This window comes from Chryseobacterium edaphi, from assembly GCF_025628985.1.
Lineage (GTDB): Bacteria > Bacteroidota > Bacteroidia > Flavobacteriales > Weeksellaceae > Chryseobacterium > Chryseobacterium edaphi.
On record NZ_JAOTEM010000007.1, the window covers coordinates 58,564 to 71,559 of the forward strand.

General features: G+C 34.0%; 14 protein-coding genes. 8 read left to right on the top strand and 6 right to left on the bottom strand.

The features are described 5' to 3' along the window. Positions 1-44 precede the first annotated feature (44 nt). Positions 45-527, top strand: a complete 483-nt coding sequence (locus NZ698_RS18765; protein ID WP_263004775.1) for a SixA phosphatase family protein — start codon at positions 45-47, stop codon at positions 525-527. A 437-nt stretch (positions 528-964) separates the two neighbouring features. On the opposite strand, the gene NZ698_RS18770 is transcribed toward NZ698_RS18765, so the two are convergent. After that, on the bottom strand, positions 965-2,506 hold the full coding sequence (locus tag NZ698_RS18770; protein WP_263004776.1) for a serine hydrolase: 1,542 nt from the start codon (positions 2,504-2,506) through the stop codon (positions 965-967). Between the two features lie 77 nt (positions 2,507-2,583). Between NZ698_RS18770 and NZ698_RS18775 the strand changes: the two genes are divergently transcribed. The 4 genes from NZ698_RS18775 (at position 2,584) to NZ698_RS18790 (ending at position 5,217) form a co-directional block, all read left to right on the top strand. Continuing rightward, positions 2,584-3,081, top strand: a complete 498-nt coding sequence (locus NZ698_RS18775; protein ID WP_263004777.1) for a metallophosphoesterase family protein — start codon at positions 2,584-2,586, stop codon at positions 3,079-3,081. A gap of 234 nt (positions 3,082-3,315) precedes the next feature. Then, positions 3,316-3,810 (top strand): DUF8465 domain-containing protein, encoded by a 495-nt coding sequence (locus NZ698_RS18780; RefSeq protein WP_263004778.1) that lies wholly within the window; start codon positions 3,316-3,318, stop codon positions 3,808-3,810. A gap of 18 nt (positions 3,811-3,828) precedes the next feature. Further along, positions 3,829-4,545 carry a DUF3822 family protein gene (locus tag NZ698_RS18785; RefSeq protein ID WP_263004779.1) on the top strand — a complete coding sequence of 239 codons (717 nt, stop codon included), beginning with the start codon at positions 3,829-3,831 and terminating at the stop codon, positions 4,543-4,545. A 72-nt stretch (positions 4,546-4,617) separates the two neighbouring features. Continuing rightward, the gene (locus NZ698_RS18790) at positions 4,618-5,217 is read left to right on the top strand and encodes an RsmD family RNA methyltransferase (RefSeq protein ID WP_263004780.1); all 600 of its coding nucleotides are present in this window, start codon (positions 4,618-4,620) and stop codon (positions 5,215-5,217) included. Positions 5,218-5,322: 105 nt separating this feature from the next. Here the strand turns inward: NZ698_RS18790 and murI are convergent, their stop codons facing one another. The 5 genes from murI to NZ698_RS18815 form a co-directional block, all read right to left on the bottom strand. Beyond that, positions 5,323-6,153, bottom strand: coding sequence for a glutamate racemase (gene murI / locus NZ698_RS18795; RefSeq protein ID WP_263004781.1), 831 nt, complete (start codon positions 6,151-6,153; stop codon positions 5,323-5,325). Positions 6,154-6,217: 64 nt separating this feature from the next. Continuing rightward, positions 6,218-7,342, bottom strand: a complete 1,125-nt coding sequence (hemW, locus tag NZ698_RS18800; protein ID WP_263004782.1) for a radical SAM family heme chaperone HemW — start codon at positions 7,340-7,342, stop codon at positions 6,218-6,220. Between the two features lie 52 nt (positions 7,343-7,394). After that, positions 7,395-8,345 carry a PorP/SprF family type IX secretion system membrane protein gene (locus tag NZ698_RS18805; RefSeq protein ID WP_263004783.1) on the bottom strand — a complete coding sequence of 317 codons (951 nt, stop codon included), beginning with the start codon at positions 8,343-8,345 and terminating at the stop codon, positions 7,395-7,397. Between the two features lie 51 nt (positions 8,346-8,396). Further along, complete coding sequence (locus NZ698_RS18810) at positions 8,397-9,461, bottom strand: RluA family pseudouridine synthase (RefSeq protein WP_263004784.1); 1,065 nt, start codon at positions 9,459-9,461, stop codon at positions 8,397-8,399. Positions 9,462-9,532: 71 nt separating this feature from the next. Further along, a complete protein-coding gene (locus NZ698_RS18815) occupies positions 9,533-10,588 on the bottom strand; it encodes a PASTA domain-containing protein (RefSeq protein WP_263004785.1) in 1,056 nt (351 codons plus the stop codon). A gap of 154 nt (positions 10,589-10,742) precedes the next feature. On the opposite strand from NZ698_RS18815, the gene NZ698_RS18820 reads away from it, so the two are divergent. From NZ698_RS18820 to NZ698_RS18830, 3 genes are all read left to right on the top strand, one after another. Further along, positions 10,743-11,732: a D-alanine--D-alanine ligase gene (locus NZ698_RS18820; RefSeq protein WP_263004786.1), complete on the top strand. Its 990-nt coding sequence runs from the start codon at positions 10,743-10,745 to the stop codon at positions 11,730-11,732. Between the two features lie 90 nt (positions 11,733-11,822). Next, positions 11,823-12,293: a pantetheine-phosphate adenylyltransferase gene (gene coaD, locus NZ698_RS18825; protein WP_263004787.1), complete on the top strand. Its 471-nt coding sequence runs from the start codon at positions 11,823-11,825 to the stop codon at positions 12,291-12,293. Between the two features lie 6 nt (positions 12,294-12,299). Continuing rightward, complete coding sequence (locus tag NZ698_RS18830) at positions 12,300-12,932, top strand: trimeric intracellular cation channel family protein (RefSeq protein WP_263004788.1); 633 nt, start codon at positions 12,300-12,302, stop codon at positions 12,930-12,932. Positions 12,933-12,996: the final 64 nt, after the last annotated feature.

Below are 12,996 nucleotides of genomic sequence, written 5' to 3' on the forward strand. Positions count from 1 at the left end.
TTCCACAATTTTTTTTATAATTTTAATGTTCCAAACTCCGAACTATGAAGAAACTCATCCTGGTAAGACACGCCAAAAGCGACTGGCCGGAAGAAACCGAAGACTTTGACAGACCATTGGCAGACAAAGGGTTACAAGACGCTTTAAAGATGTCTAAATTTTTAAAGAACAGTAGTGTGGCAATCGATTACTTGGTTTCCAGCCCCGCTGTGAGAGCGCTGAATACGTGTAAAATTTTCAATCAAACGTACAGACTTAATTATATTACCAACGAAAAATTGTATAATCCTTCTGAAAATAATTTCCAGTCGGTGATTTATGATTTGAATGACGATGTCAATTCGGTCGCATTTTTCTCACACAACAATGGAATTTCCAATTTTGCCAATTCTATTTCAGAAGATATTTTTCATTTTCCGACTTGTGGAGTTGCAGGTTTTGAGATCAATTGTGATTCGTGGTCTCAGTTTGATGGTGCTGATAAGAAGCTTTTATTTTTTTACGAGCCGAATAAAATTCAGTTTTAAAATTCTATTTTAATGAAAACCCGATTGAATATTTTCGTTTTGACAGCAAGCATTTTTTGTTTGGGATACATTTTATTTTTAGTGTATTATTCTTCAAAAATGGAAAAGATCAATTTAATAAATATTTTTGCGGAAATTTTGACAATTCCGATCATCCTTGGAATCGTTTTCTTTTTCTTCTTTAATATTTATATTTTAATTAAAAATAAATTTAAATCTGCTTCAATAAATATTTTGAGTTTTTGTGTACAATTAGTCTGCTTTATAACAATGTTTCTTGCTGATTAATAATTATCTTACTAAGTTTTGGCTAAAGCCATTTTAAAAAATTAAAATTAAAAAAACGGACTAAAGTCCGTTTCTATTGATAAGTGAGCCATTAAGATTTATAAGGTTGATCAATATATCTAAGTTTATAAATCTTAATGGTTCTTTTTTTATTTTCTCTTCAAATCCAGATCATCAAAATCAAAGCTAAAATCGGTAACATCAGAAATCGCTTCCATTTTTGCAGATTGAGCTTTCCCGTTTTCATTATAGGTGAAAATAATGTAGGCATCGGCATCATAGCTTCTGTCGTCCCATTTAATAATAAAAGAATTATTCGAATATGGCAGCAATTCGCCTTTTAATCTTGGCGAGTTCTGGCAAGAAATTCTAAATGTATTTCCTTGTTGAATAATTTCTACATCACCAAACCAGATATCATTGTATTTTCCAACAAATTGTTCGGGTCTTGGCTGAAGATTTTTTTCTTTTTTAAAGGCTTCAGATTTCGCAAAGGCATCTTTCTTTTGTTTCTCATAACCCTCTTCCATTTTCTTCATTCTGTCACCGTAAGTCTTCAACCAATTTCTATCGGAAATTCCTAAATAAGAATCTTTCAAAGTGTTTGTAATCGTATTGAAAGCCGCTCCGGATTGTTGATTGGTCAAAACTACAATTCCTAATTTCATATCAGGAATCAAAGTAAACTGAGTTACCGTTCCGATTAATCCACCTGTATGCTGAACTTGCTTATGACCTTTAACGTCACTTAAAAACCAACCCAAACCATAACCGTAAAAACCTGTATCATAAGGATTTTTCATTGCAACCGGACTTGCAATCTGCAAATTCCAAAGCTGCTGAATCTGTTTGTCTGAAACTAATTTCTTTCCATCTTTCGTTGTAAATCCGTTTAAAAGAAATTCTGCCCAAGTCGTCATGTCTTTGATGTTACTCATAATTCCACCAGCAGCATTTCCGGTTTCGTTCCAGTCATGAGGAACGGCGATTGCTTTTCCGTCAACCGGAGCATGAGCATCAATTTTATTTGTTATAGCTTTTGCCCTGTTGTAACTTCCGAAACTTGAATTCATTCCGACAGGTTTCATAATTCTTTGTTCGATAAAATCTGCCCAAGATAATCCCGAAACTCTGTGAATCACTTCTCCGGCAACGATAAACATGATATTATTATAATCTAAAGTCGTTCTGAACGGGTTTTCAGGTTTTAAATATCTCACATTGTGAATAATATCATTGACAGTCAGATTTCCGCCTTCCGGAAAAAACATCAAGTCACCTTGTCCCAAACCTAATCCGGCCCTATGTGTAATTAGATCTTTAATCGTAACATTTTGAGAAACATAAGGATCATACATCTGAAATTCAGGAATATATTTTGAAACTTTATCATCCCAGTTCAGTTTTCCTTCATCTGCCAAAATCGCCAAAGCTGTACAGGTAAATGCTTTGGAGTTTGAAGCAATACCAACCAAAGTGGTATCATCCATCGATTGTTTTGTCGTCAAAGAACGGACTCCAAAACCTTTTGAATAAATGATTTTACCGTCCTTGATCACTCCGACAGACATTCCCGGAACATCGAAAGTTTTTAAAGTATTTTGAATTAATTCATCTAATTTCTTTTCTTCGATCTGAGCGAATGTTATAAAAGAGACAAGAACAAACAATAGAGATAGCTTTTGCTTCATTTTTTTAATTTTTCCAAAGTTAATCAATTCGGTATTATTGAGTAAATTTGCACTTCAAAAGAAATTTTCATTTAACAATGACAAAAATCCTTCTCCTCTCTGATTCACACTCCTACATTGATGAACGAATTTTAGATTATGCGAAGCAAGCTGATGAAATTTGGCATTGCGGAGATTTTGGAAGTTTTGAAATCATTGAACAGCTTGAAAAAATCAAACCATTAAAAGGTGTTTACGGAAATATTGATGGCGCAAAAATCCGTTCTGAATTTCCGGAAGTGACACGCTTTTTTTGTGAAAATGTAGAAGTTTTAATGATTCACATCGGTGGTTATCCCGGGAAATATACTCCTTTAGCTCAGAAAGAAATTTCTGAAAAAGCTCCGAAGTTGTTTATTTCTGGGCATTCTCATATTTTGAAGGCAATGTTTGATCCGAAAAATAATCTTTTGCATTTAAATCCGGGAGCTTGCGGAAAACAAGGATGGCACAAAATGAGAACGATGATGCGTTTTGTAATTGATGGTGCGGAAATAAAAGATTTGGAGGTGATTGAATTGGGAACGAAAGTCTGAGACTTTTTGTTTATTGTTTTTAAAAGTTTAATTTAATGATTGAGAAGTTTAAAAATTAAAATTTAAACCATTAAGGTTTATTAAGAAGTTGAGAATAGTTAAGCGGGGCTTCGCTTTAAGAAAAGTTTTTTTAAAAAAAACCTATTTGATTTTCCTTAATGAAACGAAACTCCTTAAAATCATCTTAGTATTTCAAAATAACTTTGTTTCTCGCAATAACAAAAAGAAAAATATATGAAAATTAATGATAAAGTTTCGGTGGTAGATGAAGATTTGAGCGGAGTAATCACTTCTGTAAATGGAAATATCGTAGTTTTCAAAGACGAATATGGTTTTACTTATCAATATCCAAAAGAAAAACTGGTTCCCAAAAATGCTTCTATCTATGAAAATATGAAAGTAGTACAAAAGGCTGAACCCAGAAAAGTAGCGTCTAAAAGACATGATAAAAATCCTTTGGTTCTTGATCTGCATTTTCATAATTTAGTTAAAAATCCGAATGATTACGACAGTTTCGAGAGATTGTTTATGCAGAAGGAAAAGCTGATTCAGACCATTAATTTTTGCCGAAGAAATCATTTAAAAAGACTGGAAATCGTTCACGGAATCGGCGATGGTGTACTTCAGAAATTAGTCTGGGACGTGCTTGAAAGTCAAACAGGTCTGGATTTTTACAACAAGGAAATACTTCATCATCAATCGGGTGCGGTAATGGTAGAATTTCACTAAATTTGCAGCAATTGTCATATGAACGTACTTAATTTACTTTTCACGAAAGACGGACTGATCTATCAGATTTCCAAGAACAAAAATGTTTTGGAAGAGAAATCTTACCTGGTTGATGAAGAATCTCCGAAGAATTTTATTGCTCAAAAACTTGAAGAAGTTTTACTGAAACAAAGGTTTGATGAAGTTTCAGTAATTTCAGCTTTAAATCATTTTACGCTAATGCCTGAAGGTTTTGCGGAACATGATTCGGGATATGATCTCATTTCTTTCAATGCGCCTGTTGATAAGGAGAATGAAGAACTGATGCTTTCGGTCAATAAAAAATTTAATGTACAGTTTTATTATACTTTTCCGAAAGATTTTTATCGCAAAATTAAAGACCTTTCAATTCCTGTGAGATTTAATTTCTCGGGAGAAAAGTTTTTAAACTCGATTCATAATAAGAACAAGAAGGAAATTCATATTAATCTTTATCATAATCAGTGCGAGTTTTTTGCCATTGATAACAAGAAAGTAATTTTATACAATAATCTGGATGTCAATTCGGAAGTTGACTTCCTTTATTTCGTGATGTTTACATTAAGCAAAATTGGTTTTGGAATCAATGACACCAACTTTTTTGTTTATGGCGAAACAACAGAAAACGAAACGTTTATTTCAGAACTTCAGAAGTTTGTAAAAAATATAAAGATCGTTTTTGATAACATTCCAAATAAGAATTTCATCCTTAATTAGGTTGCAGGATGCAGTTTTTAGAATTTAGTTTCTAATGCTACCTTTTACCTACTATCTAAAACCTAACAAAAAATGTACAGAATAATTGCCGGCAAGTGGAAAGCCAAAAAAATAGCAGCTCCAAAAAATTTTGATGTAAGACCGACCACTGATTTTGCAAAAGAAGCATTATTCAGCATTCTTGAGAACACTTATGACATGCAGTCGATCTCGGTTCTTGATCTTTTTGCGGGTATCGGATCCATCACTTTTGAGTTTGCTTCAAGAGGCTGCAAAGATCTTACTTCGGTCGAAATGAACCCGAAACATACTTCTTTTTTAAATTCTACAGCTTCAGAACTGGGTTTTAGTTTAAATGTAAGTGTGCAGCGTGGTGATGTTTTTGACTGGCTAAAGAAATTCAGAAATAAAAAATCCTACGAAATCGTATTTTCTGATGCGCCTTTCGAAATGGAAGAGAAAAAATATTACGAATTGATTTCATTGGTTTTAAACAATAAATACTTGAAACCAAATGGTATTTTGGTGATTGAGCATCAAAGCAGGTTGAAATTTGATCATCCTAATTTTGTTGATACAAGAAGATACGGAAATGTAAGTTTTAGTTTTTTTAAACCAAATCAGGAAGATATAACGGATTTAGAAGAAACAGATAATCAGGAAGAAATATAATTCCTGTTCATACTTTTATGAGCTGATGTCTCAGAGATAGTTGCGTAATCGACGAAACCAGTTTCAAAACTCATTGTATAAAGACTCATTTTTTGAGTCTTTTTTTTATAAAACTTTCAATTCTAAATCTATTGTCTTTCCAAAGAATTTTTTTGAAATTTTCTCAAAGTTTTTGGTGATGTCCGAAAGATAAAACTGATACTGTGGTTTCGGATTATTATGATTTAATAAGTTGTATTTATCCAAAATAATATTGAGGTGATTTGCCACAATATTTGGCGAGTCTATTACACGAACACGATTTCCGTAATATTGCTTAATCTCGTCAATCAAAAGCGGATAATGGGTACAACCTAGAATCAGTGTTTCGATATTTTTCAATTTAGCATTACTTAAATAATTGTAAATGATTGAATGGGTAATCGGATGATTTTTAAAGCCCTCCTCAATGGCAGGAACCAACAACGGAGTCGCCAATTCATCAACTTTGATAAATTTATTATGCTTACGGATGCTTTTTTTGTATAAACCTGAATTTACGGTCGCTTTCGTTGCAATCACTCCAACATTCGTATGAATCTCGTAAGCAACCTTTTCAGCGACCGGATTGATCACATCAATTACCGGAACTTTTCCTGCGACTGCTTCCATCACATCGTTTAAAGCATTTGCTGTAGCAGTATTGCACGCAATTACAATCGCTTTGCAGTTTTGCTCAAGCAGAAAATTGGTAATTTTCGTAGAATATCCTATAATTGCTTCTTTGGATTTTTCACCATACGGAAGATGTTTGGTATCTCCGAAATAAATCAGATCTTCATTGGGAAGAAGTCTCTTGATCTCTTTAGCCACCGTTAAACCTCCCACTCCACTATCAAAAATTCCGATAGGCTGCTTTGCTGAAAGATGCGAATAATCCTGTTTTTTAGTTTTCAAACGAATGAAATTTTATGCAAAAATACTTAAAGATTTTAAATTGTAGATTCTAGTTTTCAGTTTTTTAAACCTGAAACAAATCTGAAGCAATTCCGTCTGCCATAAACCAATGTTTTTCAGGAATTTTGAGGTGATTATTTTCTTTAATTAAAATTCCATTAGCCAATTTTTGTTGAATTTCTTTATTAAATGTATCTAAAATTTCTTCTTTAAATTTATTTTTCAAACTTTCAAGATCTACGCCCCAAGTTGTTCTCAATCCGATCATGATCATTTCATTAAACTGATCTTTAGTTGAAAGAATTTCTGTCTCTTTAGCTAAAAGATTTGAGTTTAATTTTTTGATGTACTGTTGATTATGGGCAATATTCCAGCTTCTTACATCAAATCCGTTGTAAGAATGTGCAGAAGGCCCGATTCCTAAGTACTCACTATACTTCCAATATGCAGAATTATGCCTTGAATGAAAGCCTTTTTTTGCAAAATTGGAGATTTCATAATGATCAAAATCATGATCTTTCAGAAAATCAATCATGTAATAAAACTCTCTGTTCTGTTCTTCTTCCTTCGGATTTGAAACTTTTCCGTTGGCAATCCATTTTTCCAAAGCAGTTTTTGGTTCGACTGTCAATGCATAAGATGAAATATGGGGAACTTCAAGCGCGATGGTTTTATTTAAATTTTGTTTCCAAATTTCTAAATTGGAAGTTGGTGAGCCGTAAATCAGATCTATACTTAAGTTCTCAAAGCCAAAATCCTGAGCTCTTTTGATAGAACCTTCCGCATCAGAAGCATTATGCGCACGATTCATCAACCGTAGATCTTCATCAAAAAAGCTTTGTGTCCCGATTGAAAGACGATTAACAGGAGAACTTGACAGTTGTTTTAAAAAGTTTTTATCTAAATCATCTGGATTTGCTTCTAAAGTAATTTCAATATCCGAATTAAAACTAAAATATTTCAAAACCTCATCAATCAATGACTTGATTTCGTCACCAGTAAGAATGGAAGGAGTTCCGCCACCGAAATAAAGGGACTGTAGATTTTTATTTTGAAGTTCATCTTTGCGGAGAAATATCTCTTTTTTCATCGCGGCAATCATTTCATCTTTAAAATTTAAAGACGTTGAAAAATGAAAATTGCAATAGCTGCACTTCTGTTTGCAGAAAGGAATGTGAATGTAGATCATAAAAAAAGCTCTGAAAAAATTCAGAGCTCAAATTTATTTAAATTAAATCAGATTAATATCTAAATCCTCTATGATTAATAAAGTTATCAAAGTTGTAACCTAAACCGATCATGAAGCTGTTTCCACCGTATTCCTGAATGTCAGACATTCCAAGGTTGTAAGTAGCACCGATCATAAATTTGTTGAATCTCACCTTTACAATCGGAGAAATACTCAACTGTTGGTTATCAAATCTGTTTTGAACACCTCTGTAGCTAACTCCGAAAGAGAATGCATTGATGTCATTTGAGAATGTAGCCATCAAGTTTAAATCCATCATTCTTGTAGAATTTGTATTTAAGTTGATTAAAGCTGAAGGAGTAATTGCAATATTATCTGCGATCTTCCAGTCATATCCTAAGTTTAAGAAGAATTTGATTGGTGATGGCTCATAGTTGTTAACGATAGATTCGTCATTGCTCAATGCAATATCATTTACCGAAACACCTCCAAATAACCCTTTGTATGTAGCAGCTAAACCGAAGTTTGCATAAGCCATAAAGATATTGCTTTCGTTTCCTTGCAACAATGGATCGTAACCGTCTTCTGTATTAATTTTAGAATAATCAAAATTCATATTATAAAAATTAACACTCGTACCAAAAGAAAACTGATCTTTTCTATCCCCTTCACTGCTTAATGGGATAAAATAAGAAGCTCCCGCTGTAATACCTCCTGCAGATATAGGACCGTTGCTATCTCTGAAAACGGAAATACCCGCTCCCACTCTATCAAAAATATTAGCGTTGATTCCCACAGACTGTACGTTTGGAGATTCGCTAAATTTTGAAAATTGTTGTTGATAGTTTAGATTAAGCTGTACATAGTCCGTTTTACCATATTGTGCAGGGTTGAACAGGAACTCACCATCTAATAGATATTGCTGATAGTATGGTAATGATTCTTGTGCTTTGTACGCATTAGACAAAAGAGCTAAACATACGATAGCATATAGTTTTCTCATAACAAATCTTGATTTCAATTCAACAAATATAAAAAAATTCTCAATATATTTTTAGTTTTCTAAATAATTTCTCCATTTTTTTACGGCATCCGCCATATCTTGAGGCATTGGGCTCTCAAAATACAATTCCTTTTTGGTCGTGGGGTGTATAAATCCGAGAGTATGGGCATGAAGTGCATGTCTTGGCAAAATATCAAAAACATTTTTTACAAATTGCTTGTATTTAGGCAAATTAACTCCACGAAGGGCGATATTTCCTTCATATCGCTCGTCATTGAATAAAGTATGACCAATATGTTTAAAATGTGCACGGATCTGATGCGTTCTTCCTGTTTCCAATTTGCATTCTACCCAGGTCATGTATTTAAATCTTTCCAAAACTTTATAATGCGTTACGGCATGCTTTCCTGCGCTTCCGTCGACATAAGTATACATCTGCATTCGATTCTTGGGATGTCTTCCAATATGACCTGTAATCGTTCCTGTGTCTTCTTTTACGTTTCCCCAAACAAAAGCCCAATATAATCTCTTGGTTTTTCTTTCAAAAAACTGTTTAGCAAGAAAGCTTAATGCATATTCGTTTTTAGCAATAACTAAAAGTCCGGAAGTATCTTTATCGATTCTGTGAACCAATCCTACTCTATCCAGATCTGACTTTTCACCTTTCTTATCAAAATGAAAAGCCAAAGCATTCACTAAAGTTCCGTCCCAGTTTCCGAATCCGGGATGCACTACCATTCCCGGCTCTTTATCGACAACAACAAGATCATCATCTTCATACACAATATTGATTGGAATATCCTGAGAAATGATAACATTCAATCTCGGTGGATGAGCAAGCAATAGAGAAATTTGATCCCCCGGCTTCACACGATAGTTCTGCTTCACAGGATTTCCGTTTACTACAACGTTTCCAGCTCTGCACGTTTGCGAAATTTTATTTCTTGAAGAATTCTGACGGAAATTTAAAAGGAATTTATCTATTCTTAAAGGTTCTTGTTTGCCATCAACAGTAATGTTTACATGCTCGTACAAACCCTTATTTTCCTCATCAATATCTACATTGTTGGGATCTAATAATTCTTCGTCTAAAAATTCTTCGTTATCTTCTGTCATTCTATTCTTTTTTACATAAAAGGCTCCAACATTTTAAAGTTGAAGCCTGAATTTTATTATGAAGCTATCTTTTAAATGATAACTTTTTTACCTTTTGGTTTTTCAGCAGCAGGCGTTGCCGGCTTCGCTGAGTTGTCTGGATTTCCACCAGAAGTTTTTGGCTTCGTCTCAGTAGTTTTTGTCGTACTGACTGGCTTAGTGGTTGATTGCACACTCGCTTTTGGAGTTACCGGTTTCGGAGTTACTGCGGGAGGCGGAACATTATTTACCGGTTCATCCTGAAAATTTGGAACTTCTTCATACCTGATTGGAGGCAATGTAGTATCAATTTTCATTCTGTAAGTAGAATTCAGCTGATCAATTTTATCACGAAGTTCTGCCGGAGTTTTTTTACTCGCCCAAAGATCAATCTGCATTCCCTGATCTCTCGCATCACCTGCAGCCGGATCCTGATAATAAATGATATCAGATTCATCTTTACCGCCATCTTCATGGTCTACGATTCCTACTTCAAACAGGTTTCTAGCAATAAGTGCTCTAGCTTCTTTCACCGTCAAACCTACAACATTTGGTATTGAAATATTTCTCATCGGTCCAGAACCTACTACAACATCAATAATTGAGAATCTTGGAATTTTTGTTCCCGGACTTAAAGACTGTCCTTTAAATAATATTCTCAAAACCGCATCTTTCTGAATGCTCGGTTCAAAAATAGTATCTCCCACTTTCAGACCAACCTGATCCAATCTTTGGAATGCAAGACCCGAATATTTATTGATAACATCTGGTACAGCAACAGGAGCCCAACTTCTTGGGTTAACTTTTAAAGTGATTGCTCTTCCGTCCTTTACACGAGAGCCCGGAGCTGGATATACCTGAAGAACCTGAAAAGGTCTGTATTTAGGATTATAGGTTGCGCTGTCTACTTCATAATCGAGACCTGTGTCTTCTAAAATTTTGACAGCATCATGTACAGATTTATTAACAACATTAGGAACAGGAATCTCTTGCCCATGGTTTGTATGGTACTCCAGCCAACGAAATGTAAGCCATACCAATCCCACGAAAACAGCGATCGCTACTAATAAATTAACTAAAACTTTCCAATTGAAAAGTGATTTAAGCATACTTAAAAATACTTGAATTATAACGGCAAATATAACTAATAATTTTTGATTGCACTTTTTATTTAACAGAATTAGCATTTGTTTCAAATTTTCCTAAATTCAATTCGTGCGTGATATAATTTCATTAAATTTGCCTTAAATGATATAAACGGATATGAGCAAAAAACACGTTGCTGTAGTGATGGGAGGCTATTCTAACGAATATAAAGTTTCCCTGAAAAGTGGGCAGTTGATCTATGATTCTTTAGACAGAGATCAATATAATGTATATAAAGTAGTCATTCTAAAAGACGAATGGTACTTTTTAGATGAAAACGAAAACAAACTTCCTATTAATAAAGGAGATTTTTCAGTTAGTTTAAATACAAATGAAACTTTAAAATTTGACGTTTGCTTCAACATTATCCACGGAACTCCCGGCGAAAACGGAATCTTACAAGCTTATTGGGACGCTATCGGACAAACTTATACCGGATGTGATTTTTATCAGAGTGCTTTGACGTTTAACAAAAAAGATACTTTAGCCGTTTTATCAAAATACGGAATTCCGTCTGCGAAAAGTTTCTATTTAAGAAAAGGAGAAGAAATTAATGTTGGCGAAATTATAGAAAATCTTGGACTTCCTGTTTTTGTGAAGCCCAATCAGTCAGGTTCGTCACTTGGAATTTCTAAAGTGAAAGATCAGTCTGAACTGATTGCCGCAACGGAAATTGCTTTTAAAGAAGATGACGAAATTTTAATTGAAAGCTTTCTTGACGGAATGGAAGTTTCTGTTGGCGTTATAGATTTCAAAGGAGAAACCATTGTTTTAGGAATTACAGAGATTGTTCCTCAAAATGAATTCTTTGACTACGAAGCCAAATACGAAGGTGCTTCAGAAGAAATTACTCCTGCGAGAATTGATGATGAAACCACAAAAAGAGTAGAAGAAATTGCGAAAAGAGCTTACGATTCTCTAGGAATGAGTGGCTTTTCCAGAAGTGAATTTATTTTGATGGATGGCATTCCGTACATGTTGGAAATGAATACCAATCCTGGTTTTTCTCCTGCAAGTATTCTTCCTCAACAGGCAAAAATCTACGGAATTTCCATTAAAGATCTTTGCGGAAATGAAGTTGAAAAAGCTTTAAATAAAAAGAAATAAAGACTGGAAGATAGATGTTGGAAGATCAAAGTGAGATACTTTGATTTTTTCAACTCCAGATTTAAGCCTATAACCTATAATTAATTACGCATGAAAATTGCCGTTTTTCCGGGATCTTTTGATCCTATTACATTAGGACATTACGATATTATTGAGAGAGCTGCGGCACTTTTTGACAAAGTCATCATTGCAATCGGGCAGAATTCTCAGAAAAAATATATGTTTCCGCTCGAAAAAAGAATGGAATTCATACAAAATTCAGTCGCCGAATTTCCAAATGTTGAAGTAGATCATTTTGAAGGCTTGACTGTTGATTATTGCTTTGAGAAAAATGCTCAGTTCATTTTAAGAGGCCTTAGAAACCCTGCAGATTTTGAGTTTGAAAAAGCAATCGCACATACCAATCGAACTTTAGCTCACAAAAAACTTGAAACTGTTTTCTTGCTAACTTCATCTGGAAAATCATTCATCAGCAGCAGCATTGTAAGAGAGATTATCAATCACGGTGGCGAATATGAATTGTTGGTTCCAGATGCGGTTCGTGTTGAGAAAAACAAGTAGAAATATATGCATGAGCAGCTCAATTTAGCTATAGAAATTCTCGGGACGATCTCATTTTCGATGTCGGGAAGTTTTGCTGCAATGCAGAAAAGACTTGATCCGTTTGGTGTTTTGATTATAGCTTTCGTGACTTCTGTTGGTGGCGGAACGGTGAGAGATTTACTTTTAGACATTCCGGTTTTCTGGATGCATGATCTTTTGATGTGCGGTTTGATCCTGGCAACAAGCATTTTCTCGATGATCTTTAAATCTATTGAGAAAAATTTCAAAGTCACTTTGTTTATTTTTGACAGTTTCGGATTGGGATTATTTACGATTATCGGCGTTCAGAAAGGTTTAAATTTAGACATTCATCCTTTAATATGCATTGGTTTAGGAACCATAACAGGTTGTTTTGGTGGAATTATTCGGGATATTTTATTAAACAGAATTCCTTTGATTTTCAGAAAAGAAATTTATGCAAGTGCCTGTATTATTGGCGGTTCAACATTTTTATTATTGACACATTTCACAACTCTTTCTTATACTTTTATTCAGATTTTCACAATTTTAATGATTGTAAGCGTAAGAACTTTAGCCGTAAAATACCAATGGCAAATTCCTAAATTTTATGGGTATGAAAGTAATTCGGAAATGTAGATTAAGCTATTAGACATAAAAATGCACCAAACAATTTGGTGCATTTCTTTTATTTAAATGAGTC